Source organism: Streptomyces sp. NPDC059994 (assembly GCF_042737755.1).
Classification (GTDB): Bacteria; Actinomycetota; Actinomycetes; order Streptomycetales; family Streptomycetaceae; genus Streptomyces.
In genome coordinates this window covers 1-24,299 of record NZ_JBHWUR010000091.1, presented here as the reverse complement: position 1 = coordinate 24,299, position 24,299 = coordinate 1, and the positions used below count along the sequence as shown (strand labels likewise).

Genomic DNA, 24,299 nt, shown 5'->3' with positions numbered 1-24,299 from the left:
AGTTGGAGGATCACCATGCGTATGCGTACAAGAACAAGTGCGACCCGGCGGGTCGCGCCCGGGCGGATCGCGGCCCTGGCCGTCGTCGCCGCGCTCGGCGCCGGGCTGCTCGCGGGCTGCGCCGACGACGGCGACAGCAAGGACTCCGCCTCGTCCGGCTCGTCCTCCTCCGGCGGCAGCGGGGGCGGCGGAGCCAGGACGACACTCACGGTCGGCGTCTTCGGCGCCTTCGGCCTCAAGGAGGCCGGGCTCTACGACGCGTATATGAAGCTCCACCCCGACATCGAGATCAAGCAGACGTCGATCGAGCGGAACGAGAACTACTACCCGCAGCTGCTCACCCACCTCGGCTCCGGCAGCGGGCTCGCCGATATCCAGGCCGTCGAGGTCAACAACATCGCCGAAGTCACCGCCACCCAGGCGGGCCGGCTGGAGGACCTCGGCAAGGTGCGGGGTGTCGACAAGGACGCCTTCCTGCCCTGGAAGTGGGGGCAGGCCACCACCAAGGACGGCAAGACCGTCGGCCTCGGTACCGACATAGGGCCGCAGGGCATCTGCTACCGCAAGGACCTGTTCGCCGCCGCCGGGCTGCCCACCGACCGGGAGGCCGTGGGGAAGCTGTGGGCGGGCGACTGGCAGAAGTACCTGGCGGCCGGTGAGCGCTTCAAGGCGAAGGCGCCCAAGGGGGCGGCGTTCGTGGACTCCGCCTCCGGGGTCATGGCCGCCATCACCGGCAGCAGCGCCACCCGCTACTACGACGGTGACGGCAAGGTCGTCTACAAGTCGAACCCGGCCGTGAAGGACGCCTGGGACACGGCGGCCTCGTTCGCCACCCACGGGCTGACCGCCAAGCTGCAGCAGTTCCAGCCCAGTTGGGACCAGGGGTTCGCCAACGGAACCTTCGCCACCGTGTCCTGCCCCGCCTGGATGCTCGGCTACATCCAGGACAAGGCGGGCGAGGCCGGGAAGGGCAAGTGGGACGTGGCGGCCGCGCCCAAGCCGTCCAACTGGGGCGGCTCGTTCCTCGTCGTCCCGTCGGCGGGCAAGCACCGCGCCCAGGCCGCCGAGCTCGCGGCCTGGCTCACCGCCCCGGCCCAGCAGGCGACGCTCTTCGAGAAGCGCGGCAGCTTCCCGAGCGCCCGGGCCGCGTACGCCCTGCCCGCCGTCTCCGGCGCCCAGCACGCCTACTTCGGCGGCGCACCCATCGGGCAGATCTTCGCCAAGGCCGCCGAGGGCACACCGGTGCAGATCCTCGGGCCGAAGGACCTGATCATCGCGCAGAACCTCGCCGACGTCGGCATGCTCCAGGTCGACCAGAAGGGCCGCTCCCCCCAGTCGGGCTGGGAGGCCGCGGTGAAGGCCATCGACAACGCGCTGGACCAGTGACGGTGACCAGCGACACGGGGGCGGTCGGCGCTCCCGTCGCCGCCCCCGCCGACGCCGTCGAGGCGCGGCGGCGGGCGCGGCGCAGCCGGCGCTACCGGCGCGATGTGCGCTGGAGTCCGTACGCCTTCGTCGCGCCCTTCTTCCTCTTCTTCGCCGCGTTCGGGCTCTTCCCGCTCCTCTATACGGGCTGGGCCTCGCTGCACCAGGTCGAGCTGACCGCGCCGAACGAGATGCACTGGGTCGGGCTGCGCAACTTCTCCCGACTGCTGTCGGACGAGTTCTTCTGGAACGCGCTGCGCAACACGTTCACCATCGGCATCATCTCCACCGTCCCCCAGCTTCTGATGGCGCTCGGCGTGGCCCATCTGCTCCACTTCAAGCTGCGCGGCTCGATGTTCTTCCGGGTCGCCGTCCTCACCCCGTACGCCACCAGCGTGGCCGCCGCGACCCTGGTCTTCGTGCTCCTCTTCGGGCGCGACTACGGCATGGTCAACTGGGCGCTCGGACAGCTCGGCGTGGGCCCGGTCGACTGGCAGAACGGCACCTGGACCTCGCAGTTCGCCGTATCCACGATCGTGGTGTGGCGCTGGACCGGCTACAACGCGCTGATCTATCTGGCCGCGATGCAGGCCATCGCGCCCGATCTGTACGAGTCCGCCGCGCTCGACGGGGCCTCGCGCTGGCAGCAGTTCCGGCACGTCACCGTGCCCTCGCTGCGGCCGACGATCCTGTTCACCTGCGTCGTGTCGACGATCGGCGCGACCCAGCTGTTCGGCGAGCCGCTGCTGTTCAACGGCGGCGCGGGCGCCACGGGCGGCTCCGACCACCAGTTCCAGACGCTCGGCCTTTATCTGTACGAGCAGGGCTGGGTGAACCTCCACCTCGGCCGGGCCTCCGCGATCGCCTGGACGATGTTCCTGATCCTGCTGCTGATCGGCGCGGCGAACTGGCTCATCTCGCGCGCCCTGCGCAAGGAGACGACGTGAACGCCAAGACCGCGGCCCCCGCCGCCCCCCGCTCCGTCCACCGCGCCGGGCGTCAACTGCACGGCGGACGCCTCACGTACGCGATCCTGATCCTTTTCACCGCGGGCTCGCTCTTCCCGCTGGTGTGGACGGCGATCGCCGCCTCCCGCACCAACGAGCGCCTCGCCCAGACTCCCCCACCCTTCTGGTTCGGCGGCAACCTCTTCAAGAACCTGAAGATCGCCTGGACCGACGCCAACATGGGCACGGCCCTGCTCAACACCACGATCGTGGCGGGCTCGATCGCGCTCGGCACGGTCTTCTTCTCCACGCTCGCCGGATTCGCCTTCGCCAAGCTGCGGTTCCGCTTCAAGAACGTGCTGCTCCTGCTGGTGATCGGCACGATGATGATCCCGCCGCAGCTCAGTGTCGTCCCCCTTTACATGATGGTGGCCGAGCTGTCCTGGACCGATCAGCTCCAGGCGGTGATCCTGCCGACCCTGGTGAGCGCCTTCGGGGTGTTCTTCATGCGGCAGTTCCTCGTCGAGGCGCTGCCCACCGAGCTGATCGAGGCCGCCCGGGTCGACGGCGCGAGCAGCTGGCGGGTGGTGTGGCACGTGGTCTTCCCGGCCGCCCGGCCCGCGATGGCCGTCCTGGGCATGCTGACGTTCGTGATGGCCTGGAACGACTTCTTCTGGCCGATCATCGCCCTGACCCAGAACGGCAGCCCCACGGTCCAGGTGGCGCTCACCGGGCTCGGCCGCGGCTACATCCCCGACCAGTCGGTCATCATGGCCGGCGCCCTCCTCGGCACCCTGCCCCTCCTCCTCGCGTTCGTGCTGTTCGGGCGGCAGATCGTGGGCGGGATCATGCAGGGCGCGGTGAAGGGCTGACCGGGTGCCTCACATCAACCTCCGTCCGCACGACCACGATGGGAGTGCTTCCATGTCCGACTCCACGCCTGACTCCTTGCCCGCGCCCGACTCCTTGCCCGCGCCCGACCCCGCGCCCGACTCCGTCCCTGTGTCCGCGCCCGCGCCCGCGCCCGCGGACTTTCCGCCCGACTTCCTCTGGGGCGCCGCCACCTCCGCGTACCAGATCGAGGGCGCGGTCGCCGAGGGCGGCCGTACGCCGTCCATCTGGGACACCTTCTGCCGTACGCCGGGGAAGGTGTCCGGCGGGGACACCGGGGACGTCACCGTCGACCACTACCACCGCTGGCGGGACGACATCCGGCTGATGGCGGACCTGAACCTCGACACGTACCGCTTCTCGGTGTCCTGGTCGCGGGTGCAGCCGACCGGGCGCGGTCCCGCCGTCCAGCGCGGGCTCGACTTCTACCGCGCGCTGGTGGACGGGCTCCTGGAGCAGGGCATCCGGCCCTCCCTCACGCTCTACCACTGGGACCTGCCACAGGAGTTGGAGTCCGCGGGCGGCTGGCCCGAGCGGGACACCGCCCACCGGTTCGCGGACTACGCGGGGCTTGTCGCCGAGGCCCTCGGCGACCGGGTGGATATGTGGACCACCCTCAACGAGCCCTGGTGCAGCGCCTTTCTCGGGTACGGCTCGGGCGTCCACGCACCCGGCCGCACCGATCCGGTGGCCGCGCTGCGGGCCGCGCACCACCTCAGCCTGGGCCACGGGCTCGCCGCCCGGGCCCTGCGCGCCACGCTGCCGAAGGCCGCCAGGCTGGCGATCAGCCTCAACCCGAGCGCGGTCAGGGCACGCACCCAGTCGCCCGCCGACCTGGACGCGTGCCGGCGCATCGACGCGCTCGCCAACCGGGTGTTCACGGGACCGATGTTCAAGGGCGCGTACGACGACGATCTGCTGCGGGACACCGCGCGGCTCACCGACTGGTCGTTCGTCCACGACGGCGATCTCGGCCTCATCAAGCACCCCCTCGATCTGCTGGGCATCAACTACTACACACCCTCAGTTGTATCGGCCGCCACTGACAATCGCCCCGGCGACGGCCCTGAGCTGCGCGAACCCCGGCCCGACGGCCACGGCGAGAGCGCGCACTCACCGTGGCCCGGCGCCGGTTCCGTCCAGTTCCACCAGCCGCCGGGCGAGCTGACGGCGATGGACTGGTCGATCGACCCGACCGGTCTCTACGACCTGCTGATGCGCTACACCCGGGAGGCGCCGGGCGTACCGCTGATGATCACGGAGAACGGGGCCGCGTACGACGACAAGCCCGCCCCGGACGGCTCGGTGCACGACCCGGACCGCATCCGCTATCTGCACGGCCACCTCGCGGCGGTGCGGCGGGCGATGCGGGACGGGGCGGACGTACGGGGGTACTTCCTGTGGTCGCTGCTCGACAACTTCGAGTGGGCGTACGGCTACGGCAAGCGGTTCGGGGCGGTGTACGTCGACTACGAGACGCAGACCCGCACACCCAAGTCCAGCGCCCGCTGGTACGGGGAGCTGGCGCGGACGGGAGTGCTGCCGGAGTTGCCTCGGGAGCCGTAGGGCTCCCGAGGGCGGGCTGGGCCCCTGAACCTCACGCCGGCGCCCTCGGCGCCCGCGCTGGGTCTGCTCGTGCTCGTCCGGGCCCTCGTACCCGTACCGGTACGCAAGAGGCGCGCGTCCCGGCCGGGTGGGGGAGGAACCGGCGGGACGCGCGCGGGGGTTGGGCCGAGCGGAGCCGGGCCGGGCTACTTGAAGGCGGCGAAGGCCTTCGTGAAGGCCAGCGGCTCCTGGACGATCGAGGAGCAGGTCGGGTCGGCGGAGTTCTTCGCGCCGCCCGCGCACTGCTTGTCCCGGGCGCCGGACCACATGGCGAGCCGGCCCAGGCCCTTGGACTTGGCGAAGTCCACCAGCTGGGTGGCGTCGTCGACCTTGAACGTCTCGGTGTTGACGTCGTTGACGCCGATCATCGGGGTGACGGCCACGGCCTTCCAGGCGGCGTCGTCGGAGAGCCCGAGGACGCCCTTGATCTGGGCCTGGGTGGCGGTCGCGGCCTGGATGGCGTACGCGCCCATGTCGCCGCTGTACGCCGGGCCGTAGTCCATCGCCATGATGTTGACGGCCGAGACGGCGACGCCGTTCTTCTTGGCGTCGGCGACGAGGTCGACTCCGGGCTGGGTGAGGCCCTCCGGCATCACCGGCAGCGTGAACGCCACGTCGAGGCCCGGGTGGGACTTCTGGAGCTGCGCGATGGCCTGCGCGCGGCGGGTGTTGGCGGCGGTGTCCGGCAGGGCCGCGCCCTCGATGTCGAAGTCGACCTTGGTGAGCTTGTACGCGTCGATGACCTTGCCGTACGCGGCCGCGAGCTCGGCGGTGCTCTTGCAGACGAGGCCGAGTTCGGAGCCGGACGCGCCGCCGAACGAGACGCGTACGTCGCCGCCCTTGGCGCGCAGGGCGCCTATCTGCGCGGCGACGGCGTCGCTGTTCAGATCGCTGACACCGCCCCAGAGCGGGTTGCAGCCGCCGCCGGAGGTGATGAAGGCGAGGTGGAACTCCTTCACGCCGGTCTTGGTGGCGGTGTCGACGAGGTCGTACGCGGGGTAGAGCGAGGTGTCGATGTACGGGGCGAAGCGGGTGGTGGTGCCGGTGGTGGGGGGCTGGGGGGTGGTGGTCTGGCTCTTGGTCGGGGTGGGCTGGGAGGTGGGGGTCGCCGTGGCGGTCGGGGTCGGCTTGCTCGTGGGGGTCGGCGCGGTGGTGGGGCGGCCGCTCGGGGCGGGGGTCGCGCCGGTGTCGGCCGAGCACTTCTCCTGGTTGATGAGACAGCCGGTGGGGTCGCCGGCGGTGCCGGTGGAGTTGGTGACGAAGCCGACGGTGACGGACGCGCCGGGGGCGAGTCCGTTCTTGTCCCAGGCGGCGGGCTTCACGGTGACGTGCTGACCCTTGACGGTCTGCTCGCCGTTCCAGAGGGAGGACAGCTTCGTCCCGGCCGGGAGGTCGAACTCCAGGGTCCAGTCGGCGAGGGCCTTGCCGGTGTCGTTGGTGACGACGTACTGGCCGGTGTAGCCGTCGCCCCAGCTGCTGGTCTTGGTGTACGCGGCGCCGACGGAGGCGGCCTGGGCGGTGCCGGTGAGCGCGAGGGCCGCGCCGCCGATGACGGCCGCGGCGACCACGGCGCCGATCGCCTTCGTCTTGCCGCTCGCTCGGCGGCGGTGAGTGCGGGTCATTTTGTGCGCCTGCCTTTGGGGGTTGGGGGTGGGGGTGGTGCGGGTGGTGCGGGTGGGGGTGCGGGCAGCACGCTAGCTCTTGGGAAACGGGCAAATGGGGTGTGGCAGGCGGGGGTTGGATCTCTTAGGGTCCGCTTAAGGGGGGCATGCGGCGCGGTTAATTTCGGGCGGGGAAGCCCCCTCCCCACCCCTTCCCTGAACCCTCCGGGGGTGGGTGGGGGTGGAGGCTCGTTTCCCGGGGGCTGCGCCCCCGGACCCCTGGTGTGGCCTGGGCCCCTGCATCCGGTTTCGGGGCGGCGCCCCAAGGCCCCGTGTTCGTCTGCGGGTTCGATGGGGGCTGGCCGCGCCCACGCGGCGGAGCCGCACAATGTCACAGACCCGCGCCCCTGACGCACCTCCAGCCCCTCCGGCGTTTGAGGAGCGGGGCCCGGGGGCGCAGCCCCGAAACGCGGGCCGGGAGCGAAGCTCCCGCCCCTTCAGGGGCGCGGGGAACTGCGCGACCAGCCACCGCCGACTTGTAGACGAACGGGGCCCGGGGGCGCAGCCCCGAAACGCGGGGCAGGGAGCGAAGCTCCCGCCCCTTCAGGGGCGCGGGGAACTGCGCGACCGGCCACAGACGGCCCGCAGACGAACGGGGTCCGGGGCGGAGCCCCGAAGCGGGGGCGGGGGGCGCAGCCCCAGCGGGATACCGGGGGCGAAGCCACGGTGAGCGGGGTGCGGGGGCCGCAGGCCCCGTGAGCAGGGTTGCGCGGGGGCGAAGCTCCCGTGAGCGGTGCAGGGGGAGCGAAGCTCCCGCAAGTGGGTGCAGGGGGAGCGAAGCTCCCGCAAGTGGGTGCAGGGGCGCAGCCCCGCCCGGGGTCCGGGGGCTTCGCCCCGGGAAACGGGCCTCCACCCCCACCCACCCCCGGAGGGTTTAGGGGAACGGGCGGGGCGGGGGCTCCCTCACGCCGGGGACGGGCGGCGTGGCCGCCGCCGCGCGCGGATTCGGGACGTCGGCGCAGGCCCGACGCCGAGGCCGATCCAGACGCGGATCTCCGTGCCGCCCAGCACCGACCGCCCCAGCCGCACGTCACCCCCCGTCGACTCGGCCATCCGCCGCACGATGTCCAGGCCCAGACCCGTCGAGCCCCCGCCGCTGGACCCGCGGGCCAGGGCCGCCCGGGGGTCCGCGATCCCGGAACCCGCGTCCGAGACTAGGACGATCACCGCGTCCTCCCCGTTGTGGACGTCCACCGAGAACGCCGTCCCCTCCGGCGTGTGCCGGAACACGTTGCCGAGCATCGCGTCGAGCGCGGCGGCCAGTTCGGGCCGGGCGACCGGGATGCGGACCGGGCGGTCGACGCCCGCGAGCCGTACCTCCCGGCCCTCGTCCTCCGCCAGGGCCGACCAGAACGCCATCCGGTCCCGGATGACCTCCGACGCGTCGCACCCGGCGCCCGCCCCGGCGGGCTGGGTCTGCGGCTTGGCCTCCCGCGCCGTACGGATGATCGTGTCGACCTCGCGCTCCAACTGCTCGACGGCCGCCCGCGTCTGCTCGGCGGCCGGGCCCTCCCCCAGGGAGGCGGCGTTGAGGCGCAGCACCGTCAATGGCGTGCGCAGCCGGTGCGACAAATCCGCCGCCAATTCCCGCTCGTTCGCGAGGAGTTGGACCACCTGGTCCGCCATCGAGTTGAACGCCACCGCCGCCGAACGCAGTTCCGCAGGCCCCTCCTCCGGCACTCGCGCCCCCAGCTTCCCCTCGCCCAGGTCGTGCGCCGCCCCAGCGAGCCGCTGTGCGGGGCGGACCATGCGTACGCCCAGGCGGTCCGCCACCGCGACCGAGCCGATGACGAGCGCGATGCCCACGCCCGCGAGGACCAGCCACGCCGTGGCCACGCCGTTGGTGACCTCGGCCTCGGGCACGTACACCTCGACGATCGCGATCTCGCCCGAGCTCAGCGCGGTCGGCTGGAGCAGGGTGGAGCCGCCGGGGACACCGGAGATGTACGCGCGGACCACCTTCCGCGTCGCCTCCAGGTCCTTCTGCGGCGCCCGCCGCCGGCCGATGTCGACGGGCGCGCTGTCCGCGGCGCCCGGAACCGCCGGGATGTGCACGGCCATCCGGCCCGCCGCGCCCGCCTGGGTGGAGGCGACGGCCCGTTCGAGCGCGTCGCGGTCGGCGGTGATCGACAGGGTCGGGCCTATCGCGGCGGCCTGGCGTTCGGCGTTGGAGAAGGCGCGGTCGCGCGCCATCTCCTTGATGACCAGGCCCAGCGGTACGGCGAAGGCGAGCACCACCATCAAGGTGACGGCGACCGCGACCTTCACCAGCGCCCACCTCATCGGCCGGGCTCCGCCCGTGGTGGCTCCAGCTTCACACCCACCCCGCGCAGGGTGTGCAGATAGCGGGGCTGCGCGGCCGTCTCGCCCAACTTCCGGCGCAGCCAGGACAGATGGACGTCGATGGTCTGGTCGTCGCCGTACGACTGCTGCCACACCTCGGCCAGCAGCTCCTTGCGCGGGACGACCACACCGGGGCGCCCGGCGAGGAACGCCAGCAGGTCGAACTCGCGGCGGGTGAGGTCCAGCTGCAGGCCGTCCAGTTCGGCCTGGCGGCGCAGCGGGTCGATGGAGAGGCCGCCGACCCGGATCAGCGTCGGCGGCGGCTCGGCCCCGGCGGCCCGCGCCCGGCGCAGCACGGCCGTCATCCGGGCGGACAGGTGCTCCACCGAGAACGGCTTGACCAGGTAGTCGTCCGCGCCGTCGTTGAGCAGCCGGACGATCTCCGTCTCGTCGTCCCGCGCGGTCGCGATGATCACCGGTACGTCGGTGATGCCCCGGAGCATCTTCAGCGCCTCGGCCCCGTCGAGATCGGGCAGTCCGAGGTCGAGAACGACCACGTCGAACCGGAAATGGGCCACCTCGCGCAGCGCCTCAAGTGCCGTGCCGACGCTCCGTACGGTGTGGGAGGCCTCGGTGAGGTGGCGGATGAGGGCGGAGCGAACGAACTGGTCGTCCTCGACCACGAGCACACTTGCCATGGGCGGCACCGTACGCCATCCGGAGGACACCGGTCCCGGTCGGGACGGGAGCGGGCGGGCGCGGGTGAGAGGGGACACGCATGGGGCGCGTGGTGCAGTATGGCCCCCGATATGACCCCCATGCACCGAGGAATCGTCCACGTCTGCGCCTGGTCGCTCGCCACCGGGGCAGCGGTCACGCTCTCCTGGTGGGGCGTGCATACGGTGATGGCCGGGACTGCGTACGACCCTCCGCGCGCGGTCCCGCTCACCGGCGACGGGCACACCACCCAGGGCGCGGTACGGCCGCTGGCCTCCTCCACGCAGCGGCCGAGGGACTCGCCTTCGCCGTCAGGACCGGGCAGCCCCTCCACCACGCCCTCGAAGCCGGGGGACGGTAAGCCGTCCGGGAGCCGCTCCCCCGCCGGGCCGTCCAAGTCGCCCCCTTCCTACCGCTCTTCGGGGAACGTGAAGGGCTACAACGTCGCGGGCGGCCGTGTCGTCTTCGACATCGGCAGCGCCTCGGCGGAGCTGGTGACGGCGACGCCGGACACGGGCTGGCGGATGCAGGTGTGGAAGCAGCCGACCTGGATCCGGGTCACCTTCAGCAAGGGCACGCGCGAGGTCTCGGTCTTCTGCACCTGGTACAACCACGCCCCGACCGTGGAACTCGACGACCGCGGCTGACGGCGGGCACCTGCCGAAACGGTCCTGCGGAAACGGTCCTGCGGAACGGCCTGCGGAAACGGTCCTATCGGAACGCCGACGGCGGCGGTACGGGCGACGGCTTGGCGGTCGCGTCCGTCACCGGGGCCGCCCCGCCCGTGAAGTCGGCCAGCGCACGGCCGTGTTCGACGCGCCCCGGGTGCGGGTCGCCCGCGATGCGGCGGGTGAACTCGGCCACGGGCAACGGCACGTCCGAGGCGAGCAGTACCGCGTTGCCGAACCGCTTGCCGCGCAGCACGGTCGGGTCGGCGGCGAGCGCCAGCTCGGGGAAGAGCTGGGCGGCGGTGGCTATCTGGCCGCGCAGATGCGCCAGCGGCGGCCCGTCGGCGAGGTTGGCCGCGTAGATCCCGCCGGGCCGCAGCACCCGGCGCACCTCGCCCAGGAACTCTGCGCTGGTCAGATGGGCGGGGGTGCGGGCGCCGCTGAAGACGTCGGCGACGATCAGGTCGGCCCAGCCGTCCGGGAGCTTGGCGAGCCCTTCGCGGGCGTCCAGCGAGCGCACCCGTATCCGGGCCTGCGGATCGAGCGGCAGCTCCCGGCGCACGAGCCCCACCAGCGCCGCGTCGACCTCGACGACCTGCTGGGTGGAGCGGGGGCGGGTGGCCGCCGTGTAGCGGGCGAGGGTGAAGGCGCCGCCGCCCAGGTGCAGCACCTGGAGGGGGCGGCCCGGCTCGGCGGCGAGGTCGATGACGTGGCCGAGGCGGCGCTGGTACTCGAAGGTGAGCCGTTCCGGCGCGTCCAGGTCGACGTGGGACTGGGGGGCGCCGTCCAGGAGCAGGGTCCAGCCGCGTGGCCGGTCCCGGTCCGGGATCAGCTCGGCGAGGCCGCCGTCGACCGGCTCCACGAGGGCCTCCGGGGCGGCCGGGCGACCGCGCCGCCCGCCCGGCGCGGCCTTCGGCCCGCCCTTCGCCCCGTTCTTCGTCCCGCTTCGTGCCGCCATCCGACCATTATCTGCCGCCGGCCTCGGTGATGCCGTCCGCGGCCTCGATCAGCCGGGCCGCCTCGCCGAGCGCGACGCGCAGCACGGCGGGGTCGGTGACCGTCACCGCGTCCGGCGGCAGCAGCCAGCCGCCGCCGGAGACCGGCGGCTCGGCGGGCAGCCCCGGGATGCGCAGGCCCCGCCCGCTGGTCTCGGTGCAGGCGCTGCCCGGCATGTCCCAGGCGGCCGCGGTGCCGGGCGGCACCAGGAAGCCGAGGGTGTCGCAGGCGCCGTCGTGCACCACCGGGCCCACGGCCGCCGGGGCGACGGCGCGGCGGAGGATGTCCACCGCTTCCAGGCCCTGGCGCGCGGGCACGGTGACGAGGTCGCAGGGCTCCTCGCCGCCCGGCGGTCCGCTGACGTCCAGGGTGGGCCGGTGCCGCGCGGTCGTCGTGGTCGTCCCGGTGCCATTGATGTCCATGCCGGCCTCCAACAAGGCAACCCCCACGTGGTTTTTGCGGGTTGGCGGTATCCGCATGGTTCAACGCGGATCCGCGTCAACGGCTACGGCGATATGCCGCCGCAAAGGATGGCAGTTCATAGCAGATCGCAGGTGAGATATCCCTTTTGTAGCCAAATTTCGTTTATGTGAGCCGATGTTGCCGGTACGTTCTTGCTCCGCACCACCCCGCCAAAGAGAGCTGTTGAGCCATGGCGACGTCAACGGATCCCAGTCCCGGCGCGAACTCCGCCCCACGGGCCCCCGAACGGGGTCCCGCCAAGGGCCCCAACACCGCGTTCCGGGAGCTTCGGGGGCAGCGCTCGCCGGGTGAGTTCGCGGCGGCGGTGCGCAGGGCGGCGCGCGAGATCGGCGAGCAGGTGGCCTGCGACGCGCGGTACGTCGGACGCGTGGAGGCCGGCGAGATCCGCTGCCCCAACTACGCGTACGAGCGCGTGTTCCGCCATATGTTCCCGGGTTTGACGATGGCGGAGATGGGGTTCTCGGCTCGTGAGGCGGTACGGGGCCGAGGGGCGCGTGCGGGGTGTGGTGCGACCCCGCCGTACGCAACGCATCCGAAACACGACGACGGCACCATCGACCACGTAGAAGAACGTAACGACGAGGAGAGCGACGTGCTGCGTCGCGCATTCATGACCGGCGGCTCCGCCACCCTGGCGGCCGTCTCCCTGGGGCTGCTCCCCGAGCACGCGGAGGCCGCGCCCCACGACCGCGTACGGCAGCCGGTACGGCGGGTCGGCGAGGCCGAGGTGGGCGCGGTCGAGGAGGCGGTGCGACGGATCCGGCTGCTCGACGACCGGCACGGCGCGAACGGGCTCTACCGCAGGGCCGCCCAGCCGCTGCGCACCGCGTACGCGCTGCTCGAAGCGGGCACCGCGCGCCGCTCCACGGCCGACCGGCTGCAGGCGGGCGCGGGGGAGCTCGCCATCTCGGTGGGCTGGCTCGCCCATGACTCGGGCCACTACGAGGAGGCCCGCTCGCACTACGCGGAGGCGCTCGCCACCGCACGGCTCGCGGGCGACCCGGCCCTTGAGGCGCACGCCTTCTGCAATATGTCGTTCCTGGCCAGGGACGCGGGTCGGCCGCGCGAGGCGCTGCGGGCCGCGCAGGCGGGCGGGCGCGCGGCGCGCCGGCTCGGCTCCCCCCGGCTGCTCGCGCTGCTGAGCCTGCGGGAGGCGGGCGGCTGGGCCGGGCTCGGTGACCGGGGGGCGTGCGAGCAGTCGCTCGCCCGGGCGCACGCGCTGTTCGGGCGCGGCCCGGCCGAACGGGACCCGGAGTGGATGACGTTCTTCGTGGAGGCCGAGCTGGAGATGCTGGAGGCGCAGTGCTGGTCGGCGCTGGGCGACTGGCCCCGCGCGGCCCGCCATGCCCGCCGCGCGGCCCGCCTCCAGGACCCGCACTTCGCCCGCAACCTGGCCCTCTACCGCGCCGAACTCGCCGACGACCTGGCCCGCGCGGGCGCCCCCACGGAGTCGGCGGCGGCCGGCCACCAGGTCCTCGACCTCCTCCCGGAAGTCCAGTCCACCCGGATCCAGGCCATGCTCGCCGACACGGCCCGCATCCTGGCCCCGCACGCCGCGTGCCCGGAGGTGGCGACGTTCCTGGAGAGAAGGGCGACGGTGTAGAGCGGAGCCCCCGGTGAAGGAGGCTTACGCCTCCAAGTGGCCCGTGTCGTTCCACCGCTCGATCGCCGGGTCCCCGTACGCCCACCCCAGTGCCGACAGCGACGTCGGGTCGAGCTTGATGCGGGCCGCGAAGCCGATCGGCTCGCCGAGCCAGCGCGCCGCGATCGACCGCAGGATGTGCCCGTGCGCGAAGACCAGCACGTCCCGTGAGGCCGACCGCGCCCATGCGACGACCTCGTCCGCCCGGTCCGACACCTCGGCCAGCGTCTCGCCGCCCTCGACCCCGTCGCGCCAGATGAACCAGTCGGGCCGACCCGCCTTGATCTCGGGCGGGGTGAGCCCCTCGTACGCCCCGTAGTCGAACTCCATCAGCGCGTCCCAGTCGGTCGCCCGCTCGCCGAACCCCGCCAGGTCGCACGTCTCACGCGCGCGCAGCAGCGGACTCGTGCGCACCTCGACGTCCACCAGCCCGTCCCACGGCGCCCGGTGCAGCCGCTCGCCGAGCAGCTTCGCGCCGCGGCGGCCCTCTTCGAGCAGCGGGATGTCGGTACGGCCGGTGTGCTTGCCGGCGAGCGACCACTCGGTCTGCCCGTGCCGGGCGAGCAGGATGCGCGGTTCGGCGGCTGGCATGTCAGGTCACTCCCTGGTGCGCGTGCAGAACGCCGAAAGTTCGGCGGAGGTTCATCTCCATCATCGCGCACCCTTGTGGCCCTCCCCCGCGTCCTCGGGGGTGGGTGCACGCGCGCACTCACGACCACCGTACGGTTGAACACCTGAACGGGGCCCGAAGAGGCCCTGAAGAAGAGATGGAGAGGGTCCGGAGATGCAGCACCCCGCGCCTCGGCCCCGCTGGTGGACCGAGCTGCCGCTCATCGCCATCGTCTATGCCGCCTATTCGGCGGGCCGGCTCCTGGTGAGCGGCAGCGAGTCGCAGGCCGTGGATCACGGCCTGGCGATCCTGCGCATGGAGAAGTACCTGCACATCAACGCCGAGCACCCGCTCAACCGGCTCTTCACCCGCACCCCGTCGCTGGGCATACCCGCGGACTTCGCCTACGCGTCGCTGCACTACCTGGTGACGCCCGCGATCCTGGTGTGGCTGTTCCGCCGCCGCCCGGTGCAGTACCGCGCCGCCCGCACCTGGCTGATGCTCTCCACCCTCATGGGCCTGATCGGCTTCTCGCTGCTGCCGACGTGCCCGCCGCGCCTGCTCGACGCCTCGCACGGGTTCGTCGACACGATGGCGCAGTACAGCTCGTACGGCTGGTGGGGCGGCGACGCCAGCGCGCCGCGCGGAATGGGCGGCATGACCAACCAGTACGCGGCGATGCCGAGCCTGCACGTGGGCTGGGCGCTGTGGTGCGGTGTGATGCTGTGGCGGTTCGGCGGCCGCCGCTGGACCCGCGCGCTGGGCGTCGCGTACCCGCTGACCATCACGTTCGTGGTGATGGGCACCGCCAACCACTATCTGCTCGACGCGGTCGCCGGGGCGGTGGTGATGGGCCTCGGACTGCTGCTCTCCCGGCCCGCGACGCGGCTCGCGGACGCGGTGCGCTCCCGCGTCGCACCCGGCTCGTTCGCAGCACCGGCCCCGATTGTCAGTGCCGGATGCAAGACTTCCACGGGTGAGCGAATCCCAGGGCAGCGCGCGTCCGAAGACTCCATCGCGGGAGCAGACGACAGCCATCCGTCAGCGGCTCGCTGAGCTGCGCGGACCCACCGCCGTGCCGCGCCCGCTGGACGCGCGGGCGCTGGCGGCCCTCGCCGCCAACCCGGGCTGCCGCCGGCGCGCGCTGCTCGACGGGGCGGGCGTCGACAAGGGCGCGCTCGCCGAGGCGCTGGGCTCCCCGTCGGCGGCGTTCGGCCAGTCCCAGTTCGCCATCGCCCGCGGCAACACGTTCGAGGCCCGGGTGAAGTCCGACGGCGGTACGGAACTGCTGCGCCTGCTGCACGAGCGCACCGGCGGCGAAGCGCCCGCGGACGCGGCCGTCCCGGACCTGGCCGCCGCCGGTCCCGAGGGCCGGGCCGCCCGGACCGCGCTCGCCCTGCGGGAGGCGACGGCGTCCGGCGGCTGGACGCTCCTGGACCATCCGATGCTGGCCCTGGAGGTGGCGGGCTCCCCCGCCTATCTGGAGCCGGACGCGGTGGTGGTCGCCCCCGACGGCCGCTGGACGGTCGTCGAGATCAAGTCCTTCCCGATGATCGACGCGGCCGCCGACCCGTCCAAGGTCGGCGCGGCGGCCCGCCAGGCGGCGGTGTACGTACTGGCACTTGAGCGGGTGGCGGAGCTGGTGCGCGGTCGCGAGGGAGCGGACCCGGACGCGACGGCCCCGGCCGTCTCGCACTCCGTACTGCTCGTCTGCCCCAAGGACTTCTCCAACCTGCCGACCTCCTCGCTCGTCGACGTGCGCAAACAGTTGTCGGTGACCCGGCGCCAACTGGCCCGGCTCACCCGGATCGAGGAGATCGCCGACGACCTGGCGCCGGGCGCCAGCTTCGCGCTGGACCGGCCGGCCCCCGAGCTGACCGACACGGTCGAGTCGGTCCCGGCGACGTACGCGCCGGAGTGCCTGGCCGCCTGTGAGCTGGCCTTCCACTGCCGCGACCGGGCCCGCGCCGTGGACGCGGTGACGGCCCTGGGCCGGGGTCTGCGGGCCGAGCTGGGCGGATTGACGAGCGTCGGCGCGGTCCTGGACGCCGCGCGCGGCCGCGCGGGCGACCCGTCCGACCCGGCGGTGGCGGCGCTGCGGAGAGCGGCCTCCCTGCGGGCCGAGGCGCTGGAAGGCGCGGGAACGGGAGGCGCCGGATGTCGCTGATCACCACCCTCGCCCGTCTTGAGGCCGTCGAGGCCGGGCGGGCCGCGCCGCTGGCCACCGTCCGCCACCGGCACCTGTCCGAGCGCCCGCTCGTCCTCGTACCGCTGACCACCTCCGGCGAGGCCGGGGCGCCGCTCGGGGCGCTCGTCGGGACCGACCGCGAGGCGCCCCGCCTCCTCGTCGTGCCGCAGCCGCGCGACCGCGAGCTGCGGTTCGCGTTCCTCGCCGAGCTGGCCGACGCCGTACTGCCGCACCTGGACGCGTACGCGGACGATGTGGAGGCCGCCGAGCGCAACGAGACCGACCCGGAGACCGGCAAGAAGGTCAAGGTCGAGGTCGAGCTGTGCGCCGACGCGCCGCAGATCGTCGTGCCGGGCCGGGCCGCGATCGACTTCGTACGGCTGCTCGGCCGGTCCATGCGCTTTCGCCGGACCGCCGAGCAGGACCCGGACACCCCGCACCCCGCGCCGCCGCGCGTCCCGCTGCTCGGCCGCTGGCTGACGCACTACGGGGAGCGCGCCCGCGTCCCCGGCTCCGCGCTGCTGCTCGCCGCCACCGATCTGCTGGGCAGGCACTGGGCGACCGGCCAGTCCAGCCTGGAGGACCAGCACCTGGGGGCGCTGCTCGCCTGGATCGACCCGCCCGAGGGCGCCACCGGCGCGGAGGCGGCGCTGCGGGCCGAACTCGCCCGCGACCGGGACGGACAGCTGCTGTGCCCGCCCGCGGGCCCCGCCACCGACCCGGCCTTCGACAACAAGCTGCTCGCCCCGGCGATCGACCGCTACGACCGGGCCCGCCAGGCGCTGTACGCGGCGCAGGACGGCGAGGCGGCCGACGCGCGCCTGGGCGAGCTGACCCGGGCCGAGCAGGAGATCCGCCGACTGGTCGCGGACCAGCTGCGGCCCACCTGGGAAGCGGTCTGGCAGGCGCTTGACCTGCTGCGGGAGCTGCCCGGGGCGCCGCGTGCGGCGGACCGCTGGACCCGCGACCGCTGGTCGTTCACCGCGCACCGCGACCGGGTGCGGGCCGGTGAGCCACCGCAGCCGCGCCGCGACGACGCGGTGACGGCGGCGGCCAAGCTCGCCTCGCGCGAGACCGCGCAAGCGCAGCTGGAGGCGCAGGAGGCGCTGGACGACCCGCTGGTGATGGCCGGCCGGCGGCTGGCCGGGGAGGCGTTCGCGGGCGAGGTCGTCGATGTGGCGATGGCCTGGTCGGAGTCGAAGCGGCCGAGCCCGCGCCCGCTGGTCACCGTCCGCACCGACGACGCGCCGCACCTGGCCGAGCGGGCGAAGGTGTTCCGCTCGCTGGACGGCAAGCCCCAGTCGGCGGAGTTCGTGGGGTACGAGGCGGACGGCGCGCTCGTGCTGCGGCTGCTCGACAAGATGGGCCGGAGCAAGGACCCGGCGCCCGGCTCGGTGCCGGAGAAGGGCGACCGGGTGTGCTGGACGCTCTTCGAGCACGACCAGCGCGGCGGCCCCAAGCTGCCCGACCCCGAGGCCACCCCGTGGACCCACGGCGGCCCGCCGGGCGCGGACGCGGAACACCCCGACCCCCTCACCCCGGAGGACCTGCTGTGACCCGTGCCGAGCGCGGCTTCGACCCGGGTGCGGCGGCGGCCGAGGCCACCGGGAAGATCCTTCACGACACGCTGCACGGGCAGGCCAGGGGCGTCGTCGTGGACTCGCCGCCGGGCGCCGGGAAGTCGACGCTCGTGGTCCGCGCCGCCCTCGAACTGGCCGCCGCGGGACGCCCGTTGATGGTGGTGGCGCAGACCAACGCCCAGGTCGACGACCTCGTCGTACGGCTGGCCGAGAAGGAGCCGGAGCTGCCGGTGGGCCGCCTGCACAGCAGCGACGCCGACCCGTACGACAAGGCCCTGGACGACCTCGCGAACGTACGCAAATCGTCGAAGGCCGGTGATCTGGCGGGCCTGGACGTGGTGCTTTCGACTGCCGCGAAGTGGGCGCACGTCAAGGACGTCGAGCCGTGGGCGCACGCGATCGTGGACGAGGCGTACCAGATGCGCTCGGACGCGCTCCTCGCCGTCGCCGGGCTCTTCGAGCGGGCGCTGTTCGTGGGCGACCCGGGCCAGCTGGACCCGTTCGCGATCGCGGACTCCGAGCAGTGGGCGGGGCTCTCCTACGACCCGTCGGCGAGCGCGGTGACGACGCTGCTCGCCCACAACCCCGGGCTGCCTCAGCACCGGCTGCCGGTCTCCTGGCGGCTGCCCGCGTCGGCGGCGCCGCTCGTCTCCGGCGCGTTCTACCCGTACTCACCGTTCCACAGCGGTACGGACCACGGCGACCGGCGGCTCTCCTTCGGCGTCCCGTCCGACGGCTCGGCGCCGGACCGGGCCCTGGACGAGGCGGCCGAGGCGGGCTGGGCCCTGCTCGAACTGCCGGCCCGGCACACCCCGCGCACCGACCCGGAGGCGGTACGGGCGGTGGCCCAGGTGGTCCGCAGGCTCCTGGACCGGGGCGGCGCGGCCACCAGCGAGCGCTCCGAGCACCCCGTCCCGCTCACCGCCTCCCGGATCGCGGTCGGCACGGCCCACCGCGACCAGGCGGCGGCGGTGCGGGCGGCGCTCGTGGAGCTGGGGGTGACGGGGGTCGCGGTGGACACGGCGAACCGGCTCCAGGGCCGCGAGTTCGACGTGACGGTGGTCCTGCACCCGCTGTCGGGGCGCCCGGACGCGACGGCGTTCCACCTGGAGACGGGCCGCCTGTGCGTCCTGGCCTCCCGGCACCGGCACGCCTGCATCGTGGTGTGCCGGGCGGGCGTGGCGGACCTGCTCGACGAGCACCCCTCGACCGAGCCGGTCCAGCTGGGCGTGACGGTGAAGTTCCCGGACGGCTGGGAGGCGAACCACGCCGTCCTCACACATCTGGCGGAGCACCGGGTGGTGTGGCGGCCGTGAGGGAAGACACGGACGACTGGCGCACACGCTCGCGCCGGACTCCACCCGCCCCTCGCCTCGCCGGACACGGGGGCGCGGCAGGGGGCGTGCGGGGTGGGGGAGGCCTACTTGCGGGGCGCGGGACAATGGAGGGTGGCCCGGGGCGAACTCCGGGCCGCTGAACTGCGGCAGGAGGAGACACCGATGGCGGAGCCCGAGCGGAAAGAGCAGCGGCTGAGGCCGGCGCCGTTGCTGTTCGAGCCGGCCGAGGCCGCCGCCGACCCGGAGCACTTCTTCGACCTGGAGTCGATCGAGGATCCCCGGGAGCTGCTGTCGCGCTCGACGGAGCTGGCGCTGGCGTTCCGCGCGGCGGCGGACCGGGCGGTGGAGTTCCAGGCGATGGCGGCGGCCCAGCTGGCCGACCCTCGCCGCTTCGACCGCCTCACGACGGCGGACATCGCGCAGCGGGCGCAGTGGACCGAGGACTACGCCAAGAAGATGGTGGAGTTCGGGCGGGATCTGCTGCGGGGCGCGGAACCGAAGTAGCCGGGAGGCGCAGGGGCCCCCCTTGAGGGCGGTCACCAGACCCCCGGCATATGCCGAAAGCCGCGCAAGATACTCCTCCCCGCCCCACCCTGTCCCGGTTTCCGGCAATCCGGCGGGACGGGACGCCGGGGGCCGCGAATCTGGTGCACATGAGCATCTTGCAGCGCGATGAGGCCCTGCTCCCCCGTGACGGGCTCGGGGACGTGACCCCCGGGGGCGCGGCCTGGCTGGCGTCGGCGGCGCCGTATCCGCGCAGCACCCTCGCGGTGTGGGAGGCCCGGCCGGGCGCCCCCGTCGTCCTCCCCTGCGGCTCGGCCTTCGACGTGGTCAGCGTGCCCGCCGTCTTCGGGCGCCGGATGCTCGACCGGCTGTGGGGCGAGGGGGCCGGCTCCGGGCCGGTCGCCCTCCACCGGGGCCGGATGCTGCTCTTCGCCACCGCCGGCACCGCCCACCGGCTGCCCGCGCTGCTCGACTGGGAGGAGTGGGCCGAGGTGCCGCCACTGCTGTGCCACGGCACCGGCGACGCGGTCACCGTGCCCGGCCTCGCACACCCCGAGCACCCCGGCGCCGCCCGCTGGCTGGTCGCCCCGGACGCCCGCCACCCCTGGCTTCCGGGCCCCGACGTACTGCTCTGGGCCTGCGTCCGGGCGGCCCGGGACACCACCCCCGCCGACCGGCGCTTATCGATTTTTCCTCCCGCCGATCAGGATGCTAAGGTCTACGACGTCAGCAGGCGCCGCTAGCTCAGTTGGTTAGAGCAGCTGACTCTTAATCAGCGGGTCCGGGGTTCGAGTCCCTGGCGGCGCACAGACGGAAAAGGCCCCTCGCGCAAGCGGGGGGCCTTTTCGTGTCCTGCCACAAACACCACGCCTACGGCGTGACCCGCACCGTCCACCCCCCCGACCGCGTCCGCCCCGTCGCCTCGATGCGGATGCCCTCCCCCGGCACGGTGAACGTCTCGCCGACGTTCAGCGGCGCGTCCGCCAGCGCCGGGTAGACCGAGTGCTCCCAGCAGGCTCCGGTGTCCGGGTGGGTGTCGAGGACCTCGACGGGGCCGGTCCCCGACGCCGTCTCGCTGCGGACCCGGTAGATCAGCAGCCCCGCCGCACAGGTCGTACGGTCGTTGCCCGCCGAGTCCCGTGCCTCGATCGCGACCGCGCTGTCCCCCGAGGTCCGAACGACCGCGAGCCGGACCCCGCCCGGGCCCACCCGCGCGGGTGACTCCGAGAGCGGGGCCAGGGTCAGCCGCGAGGACCCGTGCGGCGCCACGCACGCCACCTGGCGCCGGTCCAGCCAGCCCAGCTTCCACTTCTGCCAGCCGAACAGGTCCGGCGCCATCCCGAACTGGCTGCCCATCACGTCCCAGTCGCCGACGTACGTGTCCCAGTCGCCCTTGCCGTCCATCGGGCGGTGGTAGAGGTCCGGCAGGTCGAAGACGTGCCCGGTCTCGTGGGCCAGTACGTTGCGGTCCGGCGGGTGCTGCTCGAAGACCGTGACGACCCGTTTGAGGTCCGTCCCGTCGACCCGCAGCGGCTGGTCGAAGTTGACGACCTTCGTGGCGTCCGAGTCGACGCCCGGCGCGTCCGGGTCCGCGACCAGGTAGACGATGTCGTACGCGGAGAAGTCGACGGTCGGGTCGGCGGCCGTGACGGCGTCGCGCAGATACTCGGTGCGCCGGTCGGCGTCCCAGTCGCGCTGTACGCGGTAGGCGGTCGACGGCTTCGGCATCTTCACCCAGTTCGGCTGCGGATGGGCCTTGAGCCGGAACTTCCCGTACGAGGCACGGGTGAAGAAGTCGCTGGTGGCGGGAAAGTAGTCGGTGGCGAGGTCCTTGGGGGCGGCCACCGGCGACGAGTCCGGGAAGGAGAGGAAGACCATCACCGCGTTGAGCGTGCGCACCGGGCGCGGATAGGCGGTGTTCCAGGTGTCCACTCCGAGCGAGTGGTGTGCGGCGGTACGGGGCAGGGCGCAGGGGATCGCCGATTTGGCGGCGACGGCGGGGCCCGCCACAAGGGTGGTGGCGGCGACCGCCGTCAGGGAGGTGAGCGCGGCGGCGGCACTGCGCAGCCGGGCACGCTCCACTCCCCCGGGTGTCAGCTGACGCTCCACGTCGACCTCCGGGTACGGAATGCGGGACACCTCACCCACCTTGTGGTGATTTGTGTGATTACGCCCTGTTCCGCTGCCCCAGGTGGGTGAGGGGCCCGACACGTGCCCGACACCCCGACGCCTTACAGAAAGTCACAATTGGTCACACGCGGATCGCCCCTGGCCAGGCGTGTGCAGAAACGATCGGCCTTGACTCCCCGGTGCACATGATCACGGTCGGGGAGCTGGATAGCCCGTTGCGCCTGCCTCTATGATCGGCACACTTTCCTGCGTGGATTCAGCCCCGGGCGGCTGTCCTCCACCCGGCCGACGGCCCCGACCACATCTCTGTACGACTCGAATGCACAGCGGGAGCGAGCGGTGAGCGGAACCCCCGAAGGACCGGGAGCAGCCCCCGGGACCATGCGGCCGACGGTCACAGAGCGTCATCAGGAGGGGCCCGCACGGCCCGTCGGCCCACCGCCCGAACGTCACGCGGTCGGGCGCATCGCAGCCGAGCCGCGCGACTACCGCGCGGCGTTCGAGGCGGCCCATCTGGCGATGGCCGTCGTCGACCGGGACGGCACGGTGACCGCCGCCAACACCGCACTGGCCGAGCTGCTCGGCTCCGAGCCCGCCGCGCTGTGCGGCCAGGCCGCCGCCGACCTCGTCGACCTCGCCGCCGACGCCCGTACCTGGCACATCTACCAGGAGGTACTGCGCGGCAGCCGCTCCCGCTTCCGCTGCACCCGGCGCCTCAAGCACCCCGACGGGCACTCCCTCTGGGCCGAGGTCACCGTCTCGCCGGTGCGCGACAGCACCGGCGCGCTGCTCTCGATCACCGACATCAGCGACCGCCGCGAGCTCCAGGCGCGGCTGCGCCACCTCCAGATGCACGACCCGGTGACCCGGCTGCCCAACCGCACGCTGTTCTTCGAGCGGCTCGCGGGCGCCATGGAGGCCTCCACGTACGGGCGCGGCGGCACCGGCCGGATCGGGATCTGCTACCTCGACCTCGACGGCTTCAAGGCCGTCAACGACACCCTCGGCCACCGCATCGGCGACCGGCTCCTGTCGGCGGTCGCGGCCCGCCTCACCCACTGCGCCGACCAGTGCGGCTACGCCCGCAGCGGTGGGCACCTGGTGGCGCGCCTGGGCGGCGACGAGTTCGCGGTCCTGGTCGAGGACTCGACGGGGACCGAGCAACTGGCGGACCTGGCGAAGTCCGTACTGGCCGTGCTCCAGCAGCCGTTCGACCTGGCCGGGCAGCGGCTGTCGGTCTCGGCGTCGATCGGCGTGGTGGAGCGGGCGGTCGCGGGGACGACGGCGACGGGCCTGATGCAGGACGCCGACACGACCCTGTACTGGGCCAAGGCCGACGGGAAGGCCCGCTGGACGCTCTTCGACCCGGAGCGCAACGCGCACCGGATGACCCGTCAGGCACTCTCCTCGACACTGCGGCCGGCCGTGGAGCGGGGTGAGTTCGCGCTGGAGTACCAGCCGCTCGTGGGCATGGCGGACGGGGTCGTGGAGGGCGTCGAGGCGCTTGTCCGATGGAACCATCCGCAGTTCGGCACACTTGCGCCGAATCGGTTCATCGGAATTGCGGAGGAGGACGGGTCGATCGTCCAGCTCGGCGGCTGGGTCCTGCGGACGGCCTGCCGGCAGGCACGCCGCTGGCAGATCGAGCACCCCGGGGTGCCGCCGATCTTCGTGAGCGTGAACGTGGCCGTGCGCCAGGTCTGGGACTCCGACCTGGTCGCCGACGTCGCGGAGATCCTGGCCGAGACGGGCCTGGCGCCGCATCTGCTCCAGCTGGAGCTGACCGAGTCGGCCGTCATGGGCTCGGCGGGCCGCCCGCTCCAGGCGCTCCAGGCGCTCTCCGACATGGGCGTACGCATCGCCATCGACGACTTCGGCACGGGCTACTCCAACCTGGCGTACCTGTCCCGCCTCCCGGTCTCCGTCCTGAAGCTCGACGGCTCATTCGTCCGGGGCTTCCAGTACGACGAGGGCGGCACGCACCCCAACCCCGCCGACGAGACGATCGTCGAGGCGATGGTCCAACTCGCGCACCGGCTCGGCCTGAAGGTGACGGCCGAGTGCGTCGAGACGTCCCACCAGGCGGGGCGGTTGCGGCGGATCGGGTGCGATACGGGGCAGGGGTGGCTGTATTCGCGGGCGGTGCATCCGGAGTTGATCGCGGCGATGCTGGGAGAACGGTGCCGGGCGTGACGGGGCCGCGCCCCTTTTCGGCCCGGGGTTTGTCTGCGGGTGAGTGGGGGCCGGTCGCGCAGTTCCCCGCGCCCCATTTTGGCCCGGGGTTCGCCTGCGAGCCGTCTGTGGCCGGTCGCGCAGTTCCCCGCGCCCCTTCTTGGCCCGGGGTTCGCCTGCGGGCCGGTGGGGGCCGGTCGCGCAGTTCCCCGCGCCCCTTCTTGGCCCGGGGTTCGCCTGCGGGCCGGTGGGGGCCGGTCGCGCAGTTCCCCGCGCCCCTAGGGGGATGGGGAGCGGGGGCGTCGTAGGGCCTCGCCGGGGGGGGCTGAGCCTCGGGGTGCGGGTCGGCTTGGGCTGGTCGCGCGGTTCCCCGCGCCCCTTGAGGCATAACGGGATCCGGGCACATTCAGCCCCCTCCGGCGTTTGAGGAGCGGGGGGCAGGGAGCGGAGCTCCCCGCCC

20 protein-coding genes and 1 tRNA gene are annotated in these 24,299 nt (G+C 73.3%); 14 read left to right on the top strand and 7 right to left on the bottom strand.

The features are described 5' to 3' along the window. Positions 1 to 21: 21 nt before the first annotated feature. From ACFWA7_RS31145 to ACFWA7_RS31130, 4 genes are read left to right on the top strand one after another with little or no spacing between them, the layout of a single operon-like run. Positions 22 to 1,386 carry an ABC transporter substrate-binding protein gene (locus ACFWA7_RS31145; protein WP_385826449.1) on the top strand — a complete coding sequence of 455 codons (1,365 nt, stop codon included), beginning with the start codon at positions 22 to 24 and terminating at the stop codon, positions 1,384 to 1,386. A 2-nt stretch (positions 1,387 to 1,388) separates the two neighbouring features. Beyond that, positions 1,389 to 2,372 carry a carbohydrate ABC transporter permease gene (locus ACFWA7_RS31140; RefSeq protein ID WP_385549360.1) on the top strand — a complete coding sequence of 328 codons (984 nt, stop codon included), beginning with the start codon at positions 1,389 to 1,391 and terminating at the stop codon, positions 2,370 to 2,372. After that, the gene (locus ACFWA7_RS31135; RefSeq protein ID WP_385549357.1) at positions 2,369 to 3,244 is read left to right on the top strand and encodes a carbohydrate ABC transporter permease; all 876 of its coding nucleotides are present in this window, start codon (positions 2,369 to 2,371) and stop codon (positions 3,242 to 3,244) included. The genes ACFWA7_RS31140 and ACFWA7_RS31135 overlap by 4 nt, the downstream gene beginning before the upstream one ends. A 52-nt stretch (positions 3,245 to 3,296) precedes the next feature. Then, the gene (locus ACFWA7_RS31130; RefSeq protein ID WP_385826447.1) at positions 3,297 to 4,829 is read left to right on the top strand and encodes a glycoside hydrolase family 1 protein; all 1,533 of its coding nucleotides are present in this window, start codon (positions 3,297 to 3,299) and stop codon (positions 4,827 to 4,829) included. Between the two features lie 185 nt (positions 4,830 to 5,014). Here the strand turns inward: ACFWA7_RS31130 and ACFWA7_RS31125 are convergent, their stop codons facing one another. The 3 genes from ACFWA7_RS31125 to ACFWA7_RS31115 form a co-directional block, all read right to left on the bottom strand. Continuing rightward, positions 5,015 to 6,490 (bottom strand): cellulose binding domain-containing protein, encoded by a 1,476-nt coding sequence (locus tag ACFWA7_RS31125; RefSeq protein ID WP_385826445.1) that lies wholly within the window; start codon positions 6,488 to 6,490, stop codon positions 5,015 to 5,017. A gap of 942 nt (positions 6,491 to 7,432) precedes the next feature. Continuing rightward, on the bottom strand, positions 7,433 to 8,812 hold the full coding sequence (locus ACFWA7_RS31120; RefSeq protein WP_385541119.1) for an ATP-binding protein: 1,380 nt from the start codon (positions 8,810 to 8,812) through the stop codon (positions 7,433 to 7,435). After that, positions 8,809 to 9,510 (bottom strand): response regulator transcription factor, encoded by a 702-nt coding sequence (locus ACFWA7_RS31115; RefSeq protein WP_385541121.1) that lies wholly within the window; start codon positions 9,508 to 9,510, stop codon positions 8,809 to 8,811. Before ACFWA7_RS31115 ends, ACFWA7_RS31120 begins: the two co-directional genes overlap by 4 nt. A 120-nt stretch (positions 9,511 to 9,630) precedes the next feature. Between ACFWA7_RS31115 and ACFWA7_RS31110 the strand changes: the two genes are divergently transcribed. Next, positions 9,631 to 10,176 (top strand): hypothetical protein, encoded by a 546-nt coding sequence (locus ACFWA7_RS31110; RefSeq protein ID WP_385541204.1) that lies wholly within the window; start codon positions 9,631 to 9,633, stop codon positions 10,174 to 10,176. Between the two features lie 64 nt (positions 10,177 to 10,240). Here ACFWA7_RS31110 and ACFWA7_RS31105 read toward each other — a convergent pair whose 3' ends face one another. Beyond that, positions 10,241 to 11,155 (bottom strand): spermidine synthase, encoded by a 915-nt coding sequence (locus tag ACFWA7_RS31105; protein WP_385541123.1) that lies wholly within the window; start codon positions 11,153 to 11,155, stop codon positions 10,241 to 10,243. Positions 11,156 to 11,162: 7 nt separating this feature from the next. After that, entirely contained in the window at positions 11,163 to 11,615 is a 453-nt protein-coding gene (locus ACFWA7_RS31100; protein WP_385541124.1) for a hypothetical protein, read from the bottom strand. Between the two features lie 230 nt (positions 11,616 to 11,845). On the opposite strand from ACFWA7_RS31100, the gene ACFWA7_RS31095 reads away from it, so the two are divergent. Next, complete coding sequence (locus ACFWA7_RS31095; protein ID WP_385541126.1) at positions 11,846 to 13,279, top strand: tetratricopeptide repeat protein; 1,434 nt, start codon at positions 11,846 to 11,848, stop codon at positions 13,277 to 13,279. A gap of 24 nt (positions 13,280 to 13,303) precedes the next feature. Here the strand turns inward: ACFWA7_RS31095 and ACFWA7_RS31090 are convergent, their stop codons facing one another. Beyond that, positions 13,304 to 13,909, bottom strand: coding sequence for a histidine phosphatase family protein (locus ACFWA7_RS31090; protein ID WP_385541128.1), 606 nt, complete (start codon positions 13,907 to 13,909; stop codon positions 13,304 to 13,306). A 193-nt stretch (positions 13,910 to 14,102) separates the two neighbouring features. Between ACFWA7_RS31090 and ACFWA7_RS31085 the strand changes: the two genes are divergently transcribed. From ACFWA7_RS31085 to ACFWA7_RS31055, 7 genes are all read left to right on the top strand, one after another. After that, on the top strand, positions 14,103 to 14,984 hold the full coding sequence (locus ACFWA7_RS31085; RefSeq protein WP_385826443.1) for a phosphatase PAP2 family protein: 882 nt from the start codon (positions 14,103 to 14,105) through the stop codon (positions 14,982 to 14,984). Continuing rightward, entirely contained in the window at positions 14,905 to 16,095 is a 1,191-nt protein-coding gene (locus ACFWA7_RS31080) for a hypothetical protein (RefSeq protein ID WP_385541130.1), read from the top strand. Before ACFWA7_RS31085 ends, ACFWA7_RS31080 begins: the two co-directional genes overlap by 80 nt. Next, positions 16,086 to 17,672 carry a hypothetical protein gene (locus ACFWA7_RS31075; RefSeq protein WP_385826441.1) on the top strand — a complete coding sequence of 529 codons (1,587 nt, stop codon included), beginning with the start codon at positions 16,086 to 16,088 and terminating at the stop codon, positions 17,670 to 17,672. The genes ACFWA7_RS31080 and ACFWA7_RS31075 overlap by 10 nt, the downstream gene beginning before the upstream one ends. Further along, on the top strand, positions 17,669 to 19,012 hold the full coding sequence (locus ACFWA7_RS31070; RefSeq protein ID WP_385826439.1) for an AAA domain-containing protein: 1,344 nt from the start codon (positions 17,669 to 17,671) through the stop codon (positions 19,010 to 19,012). Before ACFWA7_RS31075 ends, ACFWA7_RS31070 begins: the two co-directional genes overlap by 4 nt. Positions 19,013 to 19,195: 183 nt before the next feature. Next, positions 19,196 to 19,537: a hypothetical protein gene (locus ACFWA7_RS31065; RefSeq protein ID WP_385826437.1), complete on the top strand. Its 342-nt coding sequence runs from the start codon at positions 19,196 to 19,198 to the stop codon at positions 19,535 to 19,537. Positions 19,538 to 19,686: 149 nt separating this feature from the next. Beyond that, complete coding sequence (locus ACFWA7_RS31060; protein ID WP_385541145.1) at positions 19,687 to 20,280, top strand: bifunctional DNA primase/polymerase; 594 nt, start codon at positions 19,687 to 19,689, stop codon at positions 20,278 to 20,280. Beyond that, a tRNA-Lys gene (locus tag ACFWA7_RS31055) sits at positions 20,271 to 20,344 on the top strand. Before ACFWA7_RS31060 ends, ACFWA7_RS31055 begins: the two co-directional genes overlap by 10 nt. A gap of 63 nt (positions 20,345 to 20,407) precedes the next feature. Here the strand turns inward: ACFWA7_RS31055 and ACFWA7_RS31050 are convergent. Continuing rightward, on the bottom strand, positions 20,408 to 21,676 hold the full coding sequence (locus ACFWA7_RS31050) for a M6 family metalloprotease domain-containing protein (protein ID WP_385541200.1): 1,269 nt from the start codon (positions 21,674 to 21,676) through the stop codon (positions 20,408 to 20,410). 330 nt (positions 21,677 to 22,006) lie between these two features. Here ACFWA7_RS31050 and ACFWA7_RS31045 point away from each other — a divergent pair, with 330 nt between their 5' ends. Next, complete coding sequence (locus ACFWA7_RS31045) at positions 22,007 to 23,860, top strand: putative bifunctional diguanylate cyclase/phosphodiesterase (protein ID WP_385541202.1); 1,854 nt, start codon at positions 22,007 to 22,009, stop codon at positions 23,858 to 23,860. Positions 23,861 to 24,299 lie beyond the last annotated feature (439 nt).